The organism is Mucilaginibacter sp. OK098 (assembly GCF_900142915.1).
Classification (GTDB): domain Bacteria; phylum Bacteroidota; class Bacteroidia; order Sphingobacteriales; family Sphingobacteriaceae; genus Mucilaginibacter.
The window spans coordinates 33,940-54,688 of the sequence record NZ_FRCM01000014.1 but is presented as its reverse complement, the minus strand read 5'-3'; the positions used below and the strand labels follow the sequence as shown (position 1 = coordinate 54,688).

The 20,749-nt window shown below is 41.9% G+C and carries 12 protein-coding genes; 9 read left to right on the top strand and 3 right to left on the bottom strand.

Going from position 1 to position 20,749, the window contains the following annotated elements; translation table 11 throughout:
- Nucleotides 1–13: 13 nt before the first annotated feature.
- A complete protein-coding gene (locus tag BUE31_RS29710) occupies nt 14–1,504 on the top strand; it encodes a serine hydrolase (protein ID WP_073407565.1) in 1,491 nt (496 codons plus the stop codon).
- Nucleotides 1,505–1,526: 22 nt separating this feature from the next.
- Nucleotides 1,527–2,999: a serine hydrolase gene (locus tag BUE31_RS29705; RefSeq protein WP_073407564.1), complete on the top strand. Its 1,473-nt coding sequence runs from the start codon at nt 1,527–1,529 to the stop codon at nt 2,997–2,999.
- Nucleotides 3,000–3,061: 62 nt separating this feature from the next.
- On the opposite strand, the gene BUE31_RS29700 is transcribed toward BUE31_RS29705, so the two are convergent.
- On the bottom strand, nt 3,062–5,131 hold the full coding sequence (locus tag BUE31_RS29700; RefSeq protein WP_073407563.1) for a beta-L-arabinofuranosidase domain-containing protein: 2,070 nt from the start codon (nt 5,129–5,131) through the stop codon (nt 3,062–3,064).
- Nucleotides 5,132–5,628: 497 nt separating this feature from the next.
- On the opposite strand from BUE31_RS29700, the gene BUE31_RS29695 reads away from it, so the two are divergent.
- The 6 genes from BUE31_RS29695 to BUE31_RS29670 all read left to right on the top strand — a co-directional run bounded on the left by BUE31_RS29695 (nt 5,629) and on the right by BUE31_RS29670 (nt 13,351).
- Nucleotides 5,629–6,672 (top strand): sensor histidine kinase, encoded by a 1,044-nt coding sequence (locus tag BUE31_RS29695; RefSeq protein ID WP_073407562.1) that lies wholly within the window; start codon nt 5,629–5,631, stop codon nt 6,670–6,672.
- A complete protein-coding gene (locus BUE31_RS29690) occupies nt 6,669–7,382 on the top strand; it encodes a LytR/AlgR family response regulator transcription factor (protein ID WP_234997935.1) in 714 nt (237 codons plus the stop codon). The genes BUE31_RS29695 and BUE31_RS29690 overlap by 4 nt, the downstream gene beginning before the upstream one ends.
- Nucleotides 7,383–7,486: 104 nt before the next feature.
- Nucleotides 7,487–10,246: a TonB-dependent receptor gene (locus BUE31_RS29685; protein WP_073407560.1), complete on the top strand. Its 2,760-nt coding sequence runs from the start codon at nt 7,487–7,489 to the stop codon at nt 10,244–10,246.
- Entirely contained in the window at nt 10,237–11,028 is a 792-nt protein-coding gene (locus tag BUE31_RS29680; RefSeq protein WP_073407559.1) for a DUF4249 domain-containing protein, read from the top strand. The genes BUE31_RS29685 and BUE31_RS29680 overlap by 10 nt, the downstream gene beginning before the upstream one ends.
- 255 nt (nt 11,029–11,283) lie before the next feature.
- Entirely contained in the window at nt 11,284–12,360 is a 1,077-nt protein-coding gene (locus BUE31_RS29675; protein WP_073407558.1) for a serine hydrolase domain-containing protein, read from the top strand.
- 82 nt (nt 12,361–12,442) lie between these two features.
- A complete protein-coding gene (locus BUE31_RS29670; protein WP_073407557.1) occupies nt 12,443–13,351 on the top strand; it encodes a CPBP family intramembrane glutamic endopeptidase in 909 nt (302 codons plus the stop codon).
- On the opposite strand, the gene BUE31_RS29665 is transcribed toward BUE31_RS29670, so the two are convergent.
- Both BUE31_RS29665 and BUE31_RS29660 read right to left on the bottom strand, forming a co-directional pair.
- Nucleotides 13,348–16,269, bottom strand: a complete 2,922-nt coding sequence (locus BUE31_RS29665) for a triple tyrosine motif-containing protein (RefSeq protein WP_073407556.1) — start codon at nt 16,267–16,269, stop codon at nt 13,348–13,350. The two genes, BUE31_RS29670 and BUE31_RS29665, sit on opposite strands and share 4 nt — an antisense overlap.
- Before the next feature lie 300 nt (nt 16,270–16,569).
- Nucleotides 16,570–17,376, bottom strand: a complete 807-nt coding sequence (locus BUE31_RS29660; protein ID WP_073407555.1) for a ThuA domain-containing protein — start codon at nt 17,374–17,376, stop codon at nt 16,570–16,572.
- Between the two features lie 310 nt (nt 17,377–17,686).
- Between BUE31_RS29660 and BUE31_RS29655 the strand changes: the two genes are divergently transcribed.
- A complete protein-coding gene (locus BUE31_RS29655) occupies nt 17,687–20,743 on the top strand; it encodes a SusC/RagA family TonB-linked outer membrane protein (protein ID WP_073407554.1) in 3,057 nt (1,018 codons plus the stop codon).
- Nucleotides 20,744–20,749 lie beyond the last annotated feature (6 nt).

The window sequence follows — 20,749 nt, the reverse complement described above, 5'->3', positions numbered from 1 at the left end:
ATCCGCTTAAAATATGAAAAAACTAACCATAATAATTACCATACTTATTTACACAGGGTCCATCGCTTTTGCGCAGGATAGTAAAAAAATGGATACCATTGTTGACCATGCGGCCAGGGATTTTATAAAAGACCATTCATGGGTGGGGTTTTCTGCCGGGGTTATTAAGGATGGTAAAACATATCAGTATAACTATGGCAGTATTAAAAAAGATAAAAACCAGCAGCCAACCGGGCAAACACTGTATGAAATTGGCTCAATAACCAAAACATTTGGAAGCCTTTTGCTGGCGCATGCGGTGTTGGAGAAAAAGGTAAAGCTTGATGATGACATCCGCAAATACCTGAGAGGAAACTACCCCAACCTGGAATATAACGGGAAACCGATCCAACTGCTTCATTTGGTAAATCTTACTTCGCGCCTGCCTGATAACCTGCCGGATAAGCCGGATGCATTTAAAAATGTGAGCCCGGATTCTATGTCTTTCGCAATTGCAAAGCTGCATAAGGGCAATACAAAAGCAAACCTGCTGGAGGATTTATACAAAGCAAAGCTGGATACTACACCCGGGTTACTTCCAAGGCATTCAAATGTTGCAGGCCAGTTGTTGGGAATTATTTTAGAGAACATTTATCAAAAGCCTTACGAGGAACTCATAAAAGAATACATTACCGGGCCACTGAAAATGGATCATACTTTTATGACCATCCCCGCAAACAAAGAGAAACTTTTTGCTACAGGCTATGATGGTAACGGAGTGATAATGCCTAATATTCCTGAAGATGCATGGGCCGCCGGAGGCTTACATTCAAGCATAGCGGATTTAGCAAAGTACCTGGAATTTCAGCTTGATGAAAAGGACCCGGCAGTAAAAATGACGCATCAGCCTGTATGGGGAGATGCGAATGTTTTTGCACTTGGGCTAAACTGGTTCATTAATAAGACAGGCGACGGAAAACTAACCATCCATGATGACGGAACCACCCTGGGCTTTACCACCTATTTTATGCTTTACCCGGAACAGAATTTTGGAGTAGTATTACTTGCTAATGAATATTCACAAACTTCAAATAACGAGCTTGGTAAAATAGCTGAAAAGATCTTTAACGAAAATTTTTACACCCCGGCCCAGATTGCATCTGATGGGTTTGGCTTTTCACCGTCAATAAACCAGTTGCTTGACGAATTAAAAAAAAGAGGCTTTGAGAAAGCCATTGAAGTTGTCGGCGAATTAAAGAAAAACAACTCCGGCTTTAACCTGGTAGAAAATGACTTAAATAATTGGGCATATACACTTGCCGGAAAAGGTAAAAAAGAACAGGCTTTGGAGATCTTTAAATTAAACGTGAGCCTTTATCCGGATAGCTATAACACCTATGACAGCCTGGCGGAGGCTTATGAAAATATGGGAAACAAGGAGTTAGCTATTAAAAACTTCAAACGTTCGCTCGAATTAAATCCTAAAAACACAAACGGTACAGAGCATCTGAAACACCTGGAATAATACAAAACGTAAACTTTTTATTATGAAGATCATCAAAATAAGTTTATTGGCTATTTGGGGATGCATTGTCCTGAATTTGATGCCAAAACCGGCGTTCACTCAAGAAAAAACGACAGAAAAGCCGTCAGTTTCACCACGCTTTTCAACAAATGAAGCAATTAAGCATCTTGAAAAAGATATCCCATTGCTTATGCAGAAAGCTAATGTGCCGGGAATGTCTGTTGCATTGGTCCGTAATGGCAAGCTTGTGTGGAGCGGTGTATTTGGTGTGATGAATACAGAAACCAAACAACGGGTGACAGGTGAAACTATTTTTGAAGCAAACTCACTCACTAAGCCAGTTTTTGCTTATGCAGTTTTAAAATTAGTGGATGAAGGCAAACTTAGCCTTGATACCCCGCTGAATAAATATATTGATGATAAGCGTGAGTTTAGCGATGACCCGCGAATTGACCTGGTTACCCCAAGGATGTTGCTGAGTCATACCAGTGGTTTACAGCCTTCAGGACGTAAAGATTCGGAGAAATTGCGGTTCGGGTTTAACCCGGGAGAGAAATTTCAGTATTCGCCGGTAGGTATTACCTATCTTTTTAAAGTTGTTGAAAAGATAACAGGGATGAAGATTGAGGACTTTATGCAGCAGACTATCCTTGGGCCTTTGAATATGACCAGGAGCAGCTATGTATGGACCAGCAGGTATGATTCACTACGAGCTTACCGGCATAACTGGCAGGGTAGCGTGATAAGCGAGCGATACAAATGGGAGCATGGCGAAGCCTGCTGCAGCCTGCAGACTAACGCTGAAGATTATTCAAAATTTGTAATAGCAGTAATGAATGGCTGGCTTCTGAAAAAAGCAACATGGGAGGAGATGATGAAGCCCCAGATTAGTTTGAACGTGCAATCGCCCAATACTTTCTGGGGATTAGGATGGGGGCTTGAGCAAACAGCACATGGAGAATCCTTTTGGCATTGGGGTGACTCCGGTTTTAGTAAAGGATACATCACTGCATATTTACAACAAAAAGATGCTGTAGTGTTTTTTGCAAATAGTGAAAGCGGGCTTTCATTTGCACAGGAAATTTTAGACGATGCGATAGGCGGCGAACATCCGGGCCTTACTTATTTGGGTTACCAGCGATATAATGCGCCTGCCAAAATCCTGCTAAATTCTATAATCAGCAAAGGCGCGGTAGCTGCTATGAAAGACTATCTGAAAGATCAAAAGAAGGATAATGGTCAGATTATAACTGAAGCGCAGCTGAATAATGTTGGTTATCAATTGCTTAATGTAAAAAGGGTTGGTGATGCCGTTGTTGTACTTATGCAAAACACAATTGATTTCCCTGCATCTTTCAATGCGTGGGACAGCCTGGCCGAGGCTTATATGGATAAAGGCGATAAAGATCTTTCCATTGAATATTATCAAAAATCTTTGGCGCTTAACCCGGCCAATGCAAATGCCGTTGAGCAATTGAAGAAATTAAAACCCTGATTGATTATGCTGGCTTTGACAAATTTCAGAAAGTTGTCAAAGCCATTACTGTATTATTGCTATTACTCCACTACAGGGAATGATGAGATGCGTAAACGCGCACCACCCATTGGCACCAGTGTAAGGCTGGTTTGTGGTTCAGCAGTTTTAACCGGGCTAAGCGGCAACAGCCCACATAAGCCGTACTGATCAATCTTCCAGTCGGTGATCTGTTTGCCCTTTGCTCTCAGTATTATAGGAGCGCTGGTATTGGTGAACGGATTGTTATCCTTTGGCCAGGCTCTTTTTTCAATCGCAAATGATTCATCAGGATTATCCTTATTTAATAGCAATCCGTAGTTCCAGGCAGAGGCCGGATAAATTTCAAAAGTAGGCCACTTTGCCGGGTCGGCTGTTGCTTGCCATTTGGCATCGGCAACCGCAGTTTCTTTGCTATTGGTGTTTTTAACATACTTTTCATCAATTTTTAATGAAAAAGTAAGCGGGCCGTAGTTTACACTCACACCGTTCTTGTTCTTTTCCCATTCCCGGGTTTGAATCTTCATCGGCAGGTGCAGGGTTATCCTGTCGCCGTTTTTCCATTTATTGTTGAGCTTGATATATTCTCCGCTTTGTGCATTAACTGCTATTGACTTGCCATTTAATTGAAGGCTTGCCCCGCTGCACCAGGCCGGTACACGCAAATAAATAGGGAATGCATTTGGGGCCGCAGTTGAAATTTTAAGGTCAACCTGGTCATTAAAAGGGTATTTGGTTGTGGTAACAATAGTTACCAGCTTGCCATTTCCCGCTTTTGCGGTAACAGAGCCTTCCGAATACAACTGGTCTGCCAGTCCGTTATCAGGTGTTGCCATCCAGCTGTTTTCGGCATAATATACCCAGCCGGCAGCATGATTGTGCTGGCAGCAGCGACTGCTGAACGGGTTCATGTTTAAAAACGGCCCATTGTTATCAATCCCCGGCGAATGGTTTTTGCTATCGCTTACTACCATGTTGGGCGCTGTTAAATAGCGCAGTCCGCGATAATCAGGCATAAATGCTGCCGGAAAGGTATTAAAAGCAACATCTTCACAGTTGTCTGCCCAAAAAGTATCGCCGGTATATTGCAGCAAAAACTCATCCGATGTCATTTGCTCAACCATGCCGCAGGTTTCAACTGCCTGGCGTGGATCATCATAGCCCTTGCGCGCATTTTCATCGGCCCCAAACATCCCGCCCGGTACTTGTCCATAAATATTACGGATCAGCTTAAAATCGTTATAGGTGGCCTGCAAATCAGCCGGATCTTTACTTTGCATCCAGAAGGTAGCCGGCTCGCGGAAAGATTGTGCCACGTTCACATTATGCCAGTTTGGTAAATTATTTGCCTGTCGCCAGTTGGCTGTGTTTTTATCAATTTTTGTGGCGAGGTTAAGCAGCCACTTTTCGCCTGTACGATTATACAGCCAGTAAACGCTGATCAAATTATCGCCACCACGGCTGTTCTCCCAGTAATCCTTTAAAAATAAACTATCCGGAACGTTTAGCTCATATTTATAATATGCGGTCATCAGTTTTAGCACACGCGCATCTTTCGAATATTCATAATATGATTGCAGGCACCAAAGCATCGGCATGTTCCCCCACAGATCACGCCTGCCGGGTTTGGTTTCATTAAGCGGACCAAAATCTCCGTTAGCTCTTTGATTCTTTATCACCGCCTCAATCCAGAACTTTGTTTCCTTCAGCATTTTGGGATCTTTCAGCATATAGGCCATATCGCCATATCCTTTCAGCCAATAAGGCAACTCTTCCCATCCGTATTTTCCTTTGCCGCTTTTGTTTACCCATGCATTATCAGTTTTTGAAAGCCATACGCTTATTTCACCCAGGTTGCCGGTAAGGCCATCGCGTTGCAACTCCAGCTGTTTTTTTAACCAGCCGCCGGGTTGTATGGCGGTTACCGGCAGTTTTATAAAATATTGTGGTTTTAACGGCGCTTTATTTGACACGTAATAACTATTGCGACCACTATTATCAAGCTGTTTTACATTAATAGCCGATTGTGCAAATGTTTTGCCGCTAACTGTTATTAATAATGCAAGGCACGATAAAGCAATAGCTTTACTACAGAATGAAAGTATGGTTTTCATATAATTGGTTATACGTGAAGTTCAAATTTAGTTAATTAACTGTCAGCCCAACAAGAATAACAGGATTATTACGACAAACAAATCTTCTTTCTGTCACTCTGTTAAAGGAAAGTACAAAAACAATGCTCCCCACAAAGCCTTGGAGTCCCCTCTAAATCTCCCCCGGTTGGGGAGACTTTAGCTTCGCCCGCGTTTATTTTTTTCAAGTCCTCCCAACCGGGGAGGATTATTCACAGTTGTTTATTTTTAATAGGCGTTCATGAGGGCTATGCCGTTTAGGTTGGGCAATTGGACATGGCTATGTAGTTAGTTATCGCCAACGTTCTCTTAACTTAATGACGTTGCCCGCATCGCGTATTAACTTCCGTTATAAGTTAAAATGTGTTAAATAGCCCCCATCTGCGCCCCGGTTATTAAAACCTGCGCTGTTTTATAGCGATAATTGCACTTGTTACAGACACAATTAGTGATTTATTGCATTTTAAATCTTAATCAAAATGTTTAAGCGTTTAAAGCCGGCTGTTATAATAGAGATCTTATTACACCTCCTATTTTGGGCTTTTATTACATTCACTCCCATTCTTTCAAGGCCACGCGATCCGAATTTTCGCGTGTTATTTTCTCCATGGCATTTCGTTTTTGTCAATTTGCTGCTGGCGGTTCAATTTTACCTTAATGCGTTTTTTCTCATCCCGGTAGTGTTAAATAAAAAAAAGCAGGTATGGCTATATTTTGCTTTGCTGCTGGTGTCGTTCATAGTGCTCGACCTGATCCTTATTCATACCAGGCCGGTGAGGATCTTTTCGGGAGGAATTAACCCTTTTGGGCGATTACAAAAACCTCCTTTCTTCGTAAATTTTGACCTCTTGCCGTTAACTGCTATTACTGCTGCAGGTTTTGCCTACCGGTATCTTGCCGATCAGTTTGCGATAATTAGCAACAAGCGGGATATCACTAACGCCGCCCTGGTTTCTGAACTGGCTTTTTTACGCTCGCAAATAAGCCCGCATTTTATATTTAATGTAATTAACAGCGCGGTTGCACTATCACGGTTAAACCCTTCGGCAGTTGAGCCCACACTCATCCAGCTTTCAAAGCTGCTGCGTTACCTGCTTTATATAACTGACGAGGAAAAAGTAACCATGATGCAAAAGGCTGATTATTTGCGCAGTTATATCGAGCTGCAAATGCTGCGCTTCGGAACCCAGGTACAGGTTGATTTTGATTTTGACATTATAGAACCTGAAAAAACCATTGAACCAATGCTGCTGATCCCTTTTGTTGAAAATGCATTTAAATACGGAACAGGAAATGTGGTTGATCCGGTGATCAATATCCGGTTAAAAAGCAACCATAAGATGCTTGATTTTTTTGTGAGTAATACATACGACCCGCATGAGCCTTATGAAAATGAGAACCACGGTATCGGCCTAAACAATGTAAAGAGGCGCCTGGAACTGTTATATCCCGGTAAACACAACCTTAATATCAATCAATCCAGTAATATCTATAACGTTAATCTTCAAATACAATTAAAATGATGCGATGCCTGCTTATTGATGACGAGCCTTTGGCGCTTGACCTTATTGAAGACAACTTAAAACACGTTAACTACATCCAGGTTATTGGACGCTGTCGGACTGCTGCAGAGGCAATAGCCATACTGCAAACTGAACAGGTTGACCTGTTGTTTTGTGATATTCATATGCCCGGGCTTAATGGGTTGCAACTGGTTAAAAGCCTGGTTACAAAGCCTATGATAATTTTTGTGACGGCTTATGAGAAATTTGCAATTGACGGTTTTGAGCTCGATGTGCTTGATTATTTGGTAAAGCCCGTTCCGCTTGATCGTTTTTTGAAGGCTTGCCAAAAAGCGCATCAATATTTCGAGTTAAACAAAGGGTCGGTTCCGCAGGTTCAGCCAGGTAAAAAGCACTTTTTTATCCATTCGGACTATACGCTGATCAAGATCAGTTTTGACGATATTGAGTATATTGAAGGCGTAAAGGATTATGTAAAGATCAACCTTGCAGGGCAGCAAAAGCCTGTTCTTTCACGTACCAGCATAAAGGCGCTTGAGCTTCAGTTACCTGTCGAATTATTTTACCGGGTTCATAAATCCTATATCATCAATGTAGATTATGTAACGCAGATACGACGCGGCAAAATAAAAACGCTCCATTCTGAATTGCCACTAAGCGACAATTATCGCGACAGGATCCATAAAATGATCGGTAAAGATTTTGCATAAACGCACAATCATGCCTTTCGTCTACAAATACCAGCCTTCTATCTCATTTATTTCTCATTGTTGTCCGCGTGCATCAAATTTGACGCTGACAGCAACGAAAACGGATGAAGAAACTATTACTCCTATTTATAATTACAAGCTTTTGTACCGGGGCCATTGCACAACAGACCCAAAAAACCCTTAAAAAAAATCGGATAGATCATTTTTTTACCTGCTCGGTTGATCTATTGCTGGATACTTTATCCGCAGACTACCATTTAAATATCGTTTTTGAACGCGACTCGGTTAGCCAGTTTGATGTAGCTGAACACTTTTTTAATGAGTCGCTAAAAGAAGTATTTGAAAAGGTATGCCGGGATAATAAGCTGCATTACTGGATTGAAAGCGATGGCACCATTTATATTTTACAGAACACGGATGACCTGGCCCGGCTTAAAAAGCTAAATGAGCTTCACCGCTCGGCGTCGGGCGCAATAAAAGCGGTAGCAATTGAAGTGCCCAAAGCGCCGCCGGCCCACTTTCTTTTTACTATAAGTGGGCGGATCACCGACCAAAGCACGGGCGAATCACTCCCCTCGGCTACTGTAAAGATCAGAAATACAGGGCTCTCTGCCTCAACCAATACAGACGGAAGCTTCACTATATTCAGTATCCCCTCTGATACCTGCGTGGTGGAGGTTTCCTATTCAGGTTATCAGCCTGATTACCTACGGCTGAATGCCAAAAACATAAACAATCCTATAAATATAGGCATGTTTAAGGCGCTTAATACTTTGAATGAGGTTACCATAAATGGTAAAAAGAGCGGCGTAATGAATACCGACGCTAAAAAAGTGGGCGTACTTCAATTGTCACCTGGTAACCTTGACAAGCTGCCCAGTTTAGGCGAAAAAGATATTATGCGGGCTTTCCAGCTGATGCCGGGGGTGGGAGCCACTAACGAATCATCATCCGGCGCTTATGTCCGAGGTGGCACGCCCGACCAGAACCTGGTGGTTTTTGACGGCTTTACCGTTTACCAGGTTGATCACCTTTATGGTTTTTTCAGCGCATTTAACAGCAATGCCGTAAAAGATGTGCAGCTATATAAAGGGGGCTTTTCTTCCAAATACGGTGGCCGGCTTTCAAGCGTTACCGAGATCAACGGCAAGGATGGCAATAAAAATGAAGCGAATTTTGGGGTTGATTTGAGCCTGCTCAGCTTCAACGTATTTGCAGAAACACCCATAACCGATAAATCATCCCTGATGGTGGCATTCCGCCGCTCATACCAGGGCCCGTTTTACGATAAGATATTTAAGCAGTTTAATACCTCTACAGTTAGAAGCGGCTCTCCCGGTGGTGGAGGGCCTGGTGGGCCCGGAGGTGGTTTTGGAGAACAAACCACCCCGGCTTCCCATTTTTATGACGCCGATGTACGTTATACCTATCATTTAGATAAAAGCAATTCGCTGGCATGGAGCTTGTATTCTGGATCTGATATAACGGATAACAGCCGGCAACTGCAGCTTCCATCATTCCTTACTTCAAGTACAGGAGATATCAATATTACCGATTATACCAAATACGGTAACCTGGGCAGCAGCCTGAAATGGTTTAGCCAATGGAATAAACAGCTGCACTCCAATACTTATCTTACTTATTCATCTTATTATAACGACCGCAACCGCACCACTTCCGGAACCACAACAGATGCCGATGGTAACCAAACCAGCTTTAGCAATGGAACGGTAGAGAATAATGATTTAAAAGATATCGGCATAAAATCAGAATGGGAGTGGCAACTGGATAATAAACTGAAGCTATTATACGGTGGATTTGCCTCGCGTCAGCATATTAATTATGATTATATACAGAACGATACCAGCAAACTGATCAGCGAGCATAACACGGCTCTTTCCGGTGGTGGCTACACCGAGTTGGAAATTGACCCCGATAATAAGCTGCATTTGCAGCCCGGCGTACGTACTACCTGGTTTCAGCCTACAGGTAAATTGTATTTTGAACCCCGTTTTTCAGCAAGCTATGTACTGAGCGATCATTATACGCTTAAAGCGGCCACAGGGCAGTTTTACCAGTTTATGAACGAGGTTACCCGGGAAGACGTGGTAAATGGCAATCGTAACTTTTGGGTATTATCCAACAACGGGAATATCCCGGTAGGTATGTCGCGGCATATAATGGGCGGCGTTAGTTACGAAAACGACCAGTTTTTGATTGATGTGGAAGGTTATTATAAAACGCTTTCAGGGCTTACCCAGTATGCAATCCGTCAATCAGGGTTCAGTCCGGGGAATGCCGGTACTATTGAACAGGATTTTTTTGAAGGAACCGGGCGCGCCAAAGGGATTGAACTTTTACTGCAAAAGAAGCTGGGCAGGTATACCGGCTGGCTAAGCTATACATTAGCCGATGCGGAGAATAAATTTGCTGCATATGGCAACAGCTATTATCCGGCCGACCAGGATATCAGGCATGAATTTAAGGCCATAAATATGTACCACTATTACCGGTGGAATTTCTCTGCAGTCTTTATTTTCAGTACTGGGCATCCTTATACCGCACCGCTTTCAACCTATACCATCAATACTATTGATGGAAACAGCTCAACATCATACAACGTAAGCGGCAAAAATGCCGAGCGCCTTCCTGATTATCACCGACTTGATCTTTCGGCCACTTACGACTTGATCAAAATAAACGGCGATAAAGTAGGCAGTATCGGTTTATCCCTTTTCAATGTATATAACCATACAAACATTTGGTACAAGGAATACCAGCTGCAAAATAACGCGGCTATTACTACTGATGTTAATTACCTGGGCTTTACGCCTAACCTTACCCTTAGTTTAAGATGGAAATAAAAAAATACCTGCTTTTAGCCCTCGGAGCAATGCTCCTGCTATTCTCTTGTAAGAAAGATACCGCAAATACTACCACCACTTTACCTGTAGTGGAAGCCTACCTGTTGGCGGGGCATCCGCTTTCGGTGAAGCTTTATCAGCAAAAATCATTAACAGATACGGCTAAATACGGGGCCGCCATAACCGGGTTGCAGCTTACGGTTTTTGATGGCAGCAACACAGTACAGTTAACAGAAAGTGCAAAAGGAACTTACACTTACAGCGATACTACCTTTTTAACAACAGGTAAAACCTATACCCTAACTTTTAAATACCTGGCTAATACAGTAACTGCAAAAACTATTATGCCTGCTAAGCCCGAGGGTTTTGCAACTCAATATATATCTGTTAGTGTTGCAGGGGCATCAACTCCCAATAGCGTCCCCGATACAATCAATAGGTTTACCTGGACTAACCCTGACTCAATAAATCACGTACTTGTTTTTAAAAATCCTGACGGTATTTCCTTTCCCCTGAACAACCGGGGAAACAATACAATAACGGATTTTGAAATAAATACCGAACGCAAATCCGTATATTATGTAACGCCCAATATTTTCCCTTTTTACGGGCATTATAAGGTGATATTGCTGCGGGTTAACCAGGAGTATATTGATCTGTTAAAAAGCAATACCAGCAGGTCGACATCGCAAAACTTGGTAAATACCCCAACCAACGTGGTAAACGGGTTTGGAATATTTACCGCCATGCAAGCCGATACGTTGAGCTTTAATGTGCTGTAACCATCATGTCATTGCTGTAACGAAGCAATCGCGAATTATACAGAGCGGGTAGAAAGGTGTAGAACTTGCATTAGCGGTTGTGCACAGCGTGCGGTTGCCGCGCTACGCTCGCAATGACATATTTTAATTAATCTTACATCATTCCCCCCTCCCTCGTTGTATTGATAGCTTAACCCTTACTTTAACTATTTTACCCTGATCTTTTAACCATTTAATCAGTATTTTAGGTAAGTTTAGTTTATAATTTCAATAACAATGAACCTATCAAAAATATTCTTTACTGCTTTACTCCTGATCTGCTTCGGGAAGGCAAGGGCGCAATATGATTTTAAAAAAGCAGATGCCTGGCTTGCGGAAAACACCCGCGAAATGGGTGGGCGCTCTATTTTAATGATCTATAAAAATGGGCAAGTCATATATACGCATTCGGTAAATGAAATGAACATGCGGCAAAAGATAGCCAACAGGTATTTCGCAAAAAAGCAGGGGAAAACTGCTGACGTGGATGATTATACATCATCAACCCGTTTGCCTGTAGCAAGTTGCAGTAAATGGTATAGCGCAGCACTGATTATGACCTTTGTTGATGAAGGTAAATTAAAGCTTACCGATACCGTTGGCAAATATTTGCCGGTATTGTCGCAGCATGGCAAAGGAAACATTACCATTAGCCAATGCCTTTCGCACTTAACAGGGATTGAAGCGCCAAAGCTGGAAGAAAGCCTGAAAGAGATGAAAGCGGAAAACAGCATGGATGATGCAATTGAAAATATAGCAAAAATGCCGATGGAGGGTGAACTTGGCAAAACATTTCATTACAGCAATGTAGGCCTGCAAATTGCCGGGGCAGTTTTAGAAAAGATTAGCGGCAAAAGCTTTGAAACATTATTTGCCGAAAGAATTACTGGTCCGCTAAACATGAAGAACACCGATTTTGGGAAAGGCAAAGTTGCTTTGCCCGCAGGTGGGGCCATAAGCACACCTGAAGATTATCTTAATTTTTTAGTAATGATAATGAACAAAGGCGTGTTCAATAACAAAAGGATCCTGGGCGAAAACAGCATAGCCCAAATGCAGGTTAACCGCATTACGCCTGATGTGAAAATTGCTTTTGCGCCAGCAGAGGCAAAAGGTTTGGGCTATGGATACGGCGAATGGACAATGGGCGATAATACAGTTAGCAGTCCGGGGTTATTCGGCAGTTTTCCGTGGGTAAATAACAATAAAAAATACGCGGCCTTTTTAATGACCTTCTATATAAAAAATACAGGCCGGAACGAACGTTATTTTGAACTGAAAAAATTGGTTGATGACGCGGTAACGGTGCAGTAAATAAAATTCGGTTATCTTTTTTGTTGATTGATTTTATTTACATTTATTGTAATATTCATTATCATAAAAACCTTTACCCTATATGGAACAACCTGTAAGCCAAAACCGTAAAGCCATTGCTTTATTTTTATTGATAACATTTGGCATAAGTTCCATTTATTATTTTTTGGTGATCCATACGGGTAAACTTGGCAGCGGATATGGCCTTTATGTTACCGGATTAATGTGGGCACCCGCCATGTCGGCTTTTATAACCAGTAAAATACTAAAACGAAAAATTGCAGCCCTTGGCTGGGGCGGGTGGAATAACCCACATTATATGTTATGGGCCTATTTGGTGCCTTTGATTTACAGCCTTGTGGCCTATTTAGTAATCTGGATAACCGGCTGGGGTAGCTTTTATAATACAGAAGCCGTTACGCAAATAGCAAAATCATTCGGGTGGGATCATTTGCCAAATGGACTGGTCATATTGCTTTATTTTGTTTTTACAGGGATAATAGGAATGGCTGGAAGCCTGTCGACCGGCCTTGGCGAGGAAATTGGCTGGCGCGGATTTTTGGTGCCAGAACTGTATAAAAACGCCAACTATACCAAAACCTCATTAATTGTAGGCTTTATATGGGCCTTTTGGCATTTCCCGATCCTTATTTTTGCCGATTATAACAGCGGCACTCCCGCCTGGTACGGGCTTACCTGTTTTACAGTTATGGTGGTAAGCATCAGCTTTGTTTTTACCTGGTTCCGGCTAAAGTCAGGCAGCTTATGGACAGGGGCCATACTGCATGCAAGCCACAACCTGTTTATCCAGAATTTTTTCACGCCGCTTACAAAAGATACCGGACACACCAAATATTTTATTGATGAGTTTGGCGCTGTGCTCCCGGTTATCTGTTTTATTGCCGCAATTTATTTTTGGAGCAGGAGAGGGGAATTAAAGCAATTTGGGGATGATAGCAACCAACTTAGCCAGGATTATAAAATAGCTTAATTAGTTATATCTATCAAAAAATCATACAGATGCACATCTGTTGAAAGGTTTAGCTTTTTACGTACGCGGTACCTGCTGATCTCAACACCCTTAAGAGAGATATTAAGCAGTTGTGCTATTTCTTTTGATGTGAGGTTAAGCCTTAAATAGGCACAAAGTTTTAAATCGGTTGAGCTAAGGCCCGGGAATTTGGTTTTCATAGTGCTCAGGAAGTTATTATGTACCTGGTCAAAGTAGATGGCAAAATGGTTCCAGTCATCGTCGTTTTTATCGGTATCGCTCAATAACTTAAATACACTCCTGAATTGGTAAACCGGATCAGGAATGCTTAGCTTCTTTGTTAATGCCATTAGCTCATCCTTAATGTTCAGCAGCAAACGGCCTCTATCAACAAGGTGCATGGTTAGCGTGGCCAGCTCTTTGTTTTTATAATTTATTTCTGTTTCAAGGTTATCATTCTTAAGGGCGATGATCTCTTTTTCGTTCCTGTCGAGCTCAAGGCTGTGTAAGTATTGAAGTCTTTTTTGCTCATCCTCGTGTCTTTTTTGATGCGCTTTGAATTTTTTGTGCTGCGCTCTTGCCGCTGCGAAAATGGCGCAGGTTATTATCAAAACATAAAAGAAATATGCCCAGGGGGTTTGATAGGATGCAGGCTCAACTTTAAATGTGTAGTTTACCGGGGCAGACGCATTACCCAGGTTGTTACGCGCTTTTACCGAGAATGTATAAGTACCATATGGCAAATTTGTATAATCCTTCTCGGTTTTTACCGACCAATTTGACCAGTCTTTATCAAACCCAATCAACTTATAAGTAAACTCCTCATTGCTTTTTTGAGCAAATAAGGTTGATGAATATTCAAAGTGGAATGAGTTCCAGTGATTGGTTACAGTGGGGATATGTTTGGTGTGTTGAACATCGATTATCCGGTTGTTTTTCATAAAATAACCACCAAAAATAAGACTGTCCTTTTCGGCAATTGTTTTAACCGTGGTTAACAATACATTTAGCTTGCTTTCAGTAGAAACATACTGCCGGTAGTTTAAATGGAATACCCCATTGGTTGAGCCTACAAATATATTTTCCGCATCATAAGGATATATAAACCCCGATCCCTTCACCATTTGACCGGCCAGTTCGGGGAAATAGATAACATTATATGGTTTATTTGCCGATGGCTTTGTAAAATCAATAACACCAACCCGCTGATTGCTGATAAACCAGATGTTGCCGCCCTTGTCTTCCGTAAGGTACTCAATAACGGCATCGCCAAAAATAGGATTGAAATAAGCAGAGCGGATAAATTTGTTATTAACAGCGCTGTACTCAAAAATGCCCTTTTCAGTACCGGCAATAATTTTATTTTTTATGGAATATACATGGTTGTTCAGAATGGAAGGGAGTCCGCTTTTTTCAGTATACTGCGTATAGATAGCAATCTTTTTTCTATCGGGCGAAAGCTGGATCTTATAGATGCCCCTGTATGGATGTGATGCCCATATAATGTTGTTATTATCCCTGGCAATGGTTGACAGGGACTCGTAGATCCCTGAAATTTTTCCGGCATTAGTGAAATTGCCATTAGCGGTCTGCAAAAGCTGTAAGCCTGTATAGGTGCTGGTAATAATATCGTGCGAGTTGGGGATTGGTTTAAACATCCAGGCCCCCTGCCCGGTATATATTGATTCTGTATGGTTGTTACGCAATAGCATAACGCCATCCTGGTGCCCTATAATAAGGTTGTGATCTATTTCGCTAAAGCTCCATACCTGGCCCCTGGTGTTGTCAACCTCGGTAAAAGTTCCTTTGCATTTGCTGATGTCATTTTGCTGCTCATCAAGCGGAATGCTGTACAAGCCATTTGATGTGCCGATAAACAGTTTTTTATCAAATACAATTGCGGCATTGCTTTTTAACTGGTTTTCTTTCTCCGGATAAATATGCTTAACCGATGTGTTATAGTTTATAAAATCGAGCCCGTCTTCGAGGCCAAGCCATAGGTTTTTATCATGATCAATCAGCACCGCATGGATGTTGTTATTTTGCAGGCCTTCGTTGTTTGAAATGCGCTCAACCAGGTTTCCCTTTCCATCAATTATAAAAAGGCCTTTTGCAGCACTGGCTATGGCATACCTGTCATCTCCTATCTTTTTTGTGCAGGCAACCAGGTCGTTATTTAAAATATTATCAATTGCCGTGCTTTTTTTGATAAGGGATGAGCCTGTTAATAAAAACAGTCCCTTTTTTAATGTAGTAACAAGCAGTGTATCTTCCTTGTATTCAATTATTCCGGTTACCTGCAAGCTGGCTGTTGGCAATGTGCCGCAGCAGTGTTGCCATTGGTTACCTCTGAAGATCATGAAACCCGAGTCTTTATCGTCTGCATACAATTGCGGGCCTGCCTTTGACAGCATGCGCCAGCCCCCGGGTGCATCAAATGTTTTTATCTCATTATCTTTTAGTTCAAAAATGCACTCGATAGTACGAAAGAACACCTCGTTATTAAAAAGGACAACATTCCATATATCCGCAAATTGCCGGGCTTTTTGGGGCAGTAGGTTTTTTAATGAATGAAATTTCAGGATACCATCCCTGTCAGGGAAAAAATAACCGATCTCATCCTGCCCACCGCAATAGATCTTTCCGGATGCATCAATCGCTAATGATTTAATGGCAGCCTTGTTGGGCATTTGGTAAATTTTCCAATGGCTTCCGTCGAAAGATAATAACCCGTCGTTATTGGCGAAGTAAAGAATACCGTTTTTGTCCTGGTTAATATCCCAAATTTCTGTAGCCGCATCATAATCGGCATGAGTATAATTTTTAATAGCCGGGATCCCAATAGTTGGCTGCGCAATAACCGGGCAGGTTAAAGCAAGGAATACAATAATTAATAAAGCATTTTTCTTAATTAACATTCCGGTTAAATAATTAGTACCGTAAATTAATGAAGATTTTATATAAACAGCGAGAAATTTGATTTGGAAAAGCTTGTAGGGCCATTATTGGCGATTTTTAGCTATGTTTTAGTAAATCTTGTAGTGGTAATGTAGGGAGGGGGAAGGGAGTCAAGAAAGAGTCAAGATTCAAGAGGGCAAGAATCAGGAAGTAAACGTACTTAGGTGATACCTGGATAAATTTCATATCAATGTGTGGGCCTCATGCCCTCCGTTTGTCAGATTTTCTTGAGTTTATTTCTCGTTGTGACATCCTAATTGTTACTCTCTGACTTTATCTTGAATCTTGACCTCTTGATTCTTTCTAATCGCCCAAAATATTGCGTTACGCACTAAAGTGGTATAGTTGCCGTCATCAAAAAGCTCGGGGAAATGGCCCATGGCGATGTAAATGTTTTTTGCCTTTACATGTTCATTGGTCCATATAACGGGATGATCGCCCATTTTAACATCTTTTGGAGGGTTGTAGCTGGTTTCATCAATGCTTGCCAGCACATGTACATTTTCGCGCGGACTTTTATTATAGATATACCATTCGTCTTTTGTAGTGAAGGATACAGGAATTCCTTTCATAACAGGATTAGCGGAATCTTCAACAGTAAGTTTGGCTGCTGTGCCGCCGGGAATATGCCGCTTAAACTCAATATCGCCCATAAAGCCCGAATACCATTGCCACATTGGGTAACCATCAAACACGCCTAATAAAGTAGGGTGATGAAAACCTATCCATCCGCCACGGCCATTTTTGATATAATCTTCAAAAGCATCCTGCGCATCTTTTTCCCATGGATAGGGTGGATAATCAAGCTGGATAAAAAGCTGGTATTGTTTCAGGAAATCTTTGTTTATTGATTTTGTATCGCTGATGTAATCTATAGTGAAATTGCTATCGGCAGCCAGTTTATTTAACCAAACTTTTGCGGCTACATCAAATAAAGCGTGCCCACCGCCAATTTCTGCAATGGCTATAGCTTTAAACCTTGGCTTTTGAGTTGTTTGCGCAATAGCGGAATGAATGCTGCAAATAAAAAATAGATAAAGGGTCAGGCTTATTAAGTGTTTTTTCATTGTCGGTTCAATATATCATATGATGCCTAAGCGTTGCCACTTGTGACAAGTATATATGAAACTTTTTATTTATGGCCCTTTTACAACTTAAAGTAGTGGTATTGTAGTGTAGCTATCAAATTTTGCCTTATCTCAATTATTTACCGTTCAGGAGTTGTACAAATTGGAACATAAAATACAGTTTATCCGCTATAATTGGTAAGCCACTACATTACCTCTACCAGCCTCTAAAAGTCATACGATCGTAAATATTTCATTGTAAGTTCGGGGAAACTAACATCCTAATACTCACTTAAAAAAACTTATTTTTATGAAAAAACTCTACATGTTAGTTGCATTTCTGCTGGGCTGCTTTATGTATGCCGCTGCACAAAATGTAACTGTAAAGGGTACTGTGACAGATGATCACAACCTGCCCCTGCCGGGGGTAAACGTTAAGGTATCCGGAACCACCGGCGGTACCTCAACCAGTGTTGACGGAAATTATTCCATTAGTGCGCCGGCAGGCTCATCATTGGTGTTTAGCTTTATCGGGTTTGCTACCCAAACCGTAAAGGCAAACAAGGCGGTGATCAACATTGTTTTGCAAACCGATCAGCACATACTGGAAACCGTAACGGTAACAGCGCTGGGTATTGAACAAAAAACCAAATCATTAACGTATGCAACGCAGAATGTTGGCGGCGCCGAGCTTGAAAAAGCAAAGGACCCAAACTTTGTAAATTCACTGGCCGGTAAAGCTGCTGGTTTGGTAATTACCAAAGGTACCAGTGGCCCCGGCAGTGCATCAAGAATTGAATTGAGAGGCGCCAAATCAATAGGCGGTAACAGCGCCCCTATTTATGTAATTGACGGGATCCCTATTGGCCAGGGCGCAGGCGGCACAATGGCCGGCCTTGGTGATGGGGCAGGTATCGACCCGCTCTCAAACCTTAACCCTGATGATATTGAAAGTATCCAGGTATTAAAAGGTGCCAGTGCAGCAGCGCTATATGGCAGCGCGGCAGCAAACGGCGCTTTGCTTATTGTAACCAAAAAAGGTAAAGCGGGTGCTACAAAGGTTGATTTCAATTCATCCACCAGTTTTGATACGCCTACCGGTTTGCCATCGCCGCAAACAACATACGGCCGTACCACTCCCGGCGCGGATGACATGTGGGGGGCTAAATCAAGCGGTGCAAGCAATGCTTTTGTTAAGAATTTTTTTAACACAGGTAAAACTTACATCAATGGCGTATCGCTTTCAGGCGGCAACGAAAAGGCTTTGTTTTATGCATCATATGCAAACACCAAAGCAACAGGTATTGTTCCCAACAATTCTCTGTTAAAGCACAATTTCACTTTAAGAGGATCAGGAAAGTTTTTAAATGATAAGCTAACGCTCGATGGTTCTGTTAACTATATCTATCAGAAACAGGAAAATCCACCAAAGGCCGGCTTAACCTTTAGCCCGATGTTTGGTTTATACCAGTTCCCTACGGATGATAATTTTAGCAACTACGATAAAAATCATTTTGAAAAGTACGACGCCACCCGCGGCATTTATGCACAAAACTGGCCTTATGAAAAAAATGAATTCAGCTCAAATCAAAACCCGTACTGGATAGCTTACAGGAATTTGAATGAGCGTTCTTCAAGCCGCTATATCTCATCATTTAAAGCAAAATATAATTTTGCCAGCTGGATTAATCTACAGGCACGTACAACTTTGGATTCATATAACTACCGGAACCAGGCCGAAAATTATGCCACTACTGACCCGGTTGCGCAAAGTGCACAGCAAAGCATTAACGGATCATATTACACGGGCCAGGGTTATGGCACACATTTATATTCAGATCTGTTGCTTTCTGTTGATACCAAGGTTGGCCGGGATTTTTCGCTTGAAGCTACTTTAGGTGCAACAGACGACAGGAGCTTTGACTATAGTACCAATCTGCAAAGCACCAACAATTATGGATTGAGCTTAGCCAATTATTTCTCGGCCAATAACTATGATCAGACCCACCCACTGGGCACAGATGAGCATGAATATAAAGGCATCACACAATCTGTGTTGGCTACTGCCACTATTGGATATAAAGAAACTCTGTACCTGAATGCTACCGGGCGTAACGAATGGGCGTACACCACACCTAATTCATTTTTTTATCCATCGATAGGTTTATCATATGTGTTAACAAATACAATTGGTACATCTAATATATTGTCATACGCTAAGTTAAGGGCAACGTATGCTAATGTTGGTACAGCACCTGGTCAGGGGGCTAATAATAGTTTTCCTCCTTATTCGCTTAACAACCTTCAACCGATAGTAGGCACAAATGCAATAGGCCAGCTACCCTATTTTTCAGGAGATAAAATAGCGGAGGTAAAACCTGAACGTACAAAAACGCTGGAGTTTGGTGCGCAATTTACCTTGTTTAATAAGCTGAACGTTGACCTGGCATATTATGACGCGCGTTCAAGCGATCAGATCATCACTATCCAGGCACCATCAGGTTCGGGTGCTCAAAACTTTATATTGAATGGGGGCGAGATCAGGAACTTTGGTTTTGAAGGAACCATTGGCTACAATGCGAGCTTTGGCGATTTAAAATGGACACCTGCTTTAAACTTTTCGCATAATGTAAACCAGGTGAGGGCCTTAAGTCCGCTATATACCGCAGACCATTATGTAATTTCGAGCCAGGATAATACACGTTTGGTTGCCACCTGGTTATCCAAACCGAAAGATGGCAAGTACAGCGCTTTCGGCGATTATTATGGCAGAATTATAGATAAAAACCCTGATGGATCGATAAAAGTTGATAACAATGGAGTGCCGGTTTTAACACCTGCAGACGATCCTCGATATGTAGGTAATCCGAATCCTAAATTTTTAGCCGGTTTTAATAACAGTTTCCGTTACAAAAACATTAACCTTTCGTTTTTGGTTGACAGCCGTTTTGGCGGACAGACGTTTTCAATGACTAATACCTGGCTTGACTATAAAGGAATTTCGCAGCGTACAGCAGATGCGCGTAATGCAGGCGGAGTGGTGGTTAATGGTAAGAAAATTGATGCGCAGGCTTATTACACAGCCATATCAGGCGGCGCGGACGGTGCAGCAGTGCCGGAGTACACATACAGCGCTACAAACATCCGTTTAAGGGAACTGGCCCTGGGATATACCTTCCCGCTTATTGGTAAAACCTTCAAAAATTTAAATATTTCTTTAACCGGTCATAACCTGTTCTTCTTTTATAAGAAAGCGCCTTATGATCCGGAGCAGGCTATTTCCACATCAACCAATACCATGGGTATTGATGGCTTTGGTGTGCCTGCTACCCGTTCTTTTGGGTTTAGTGTAAGAACTTCACTTTAATATTAA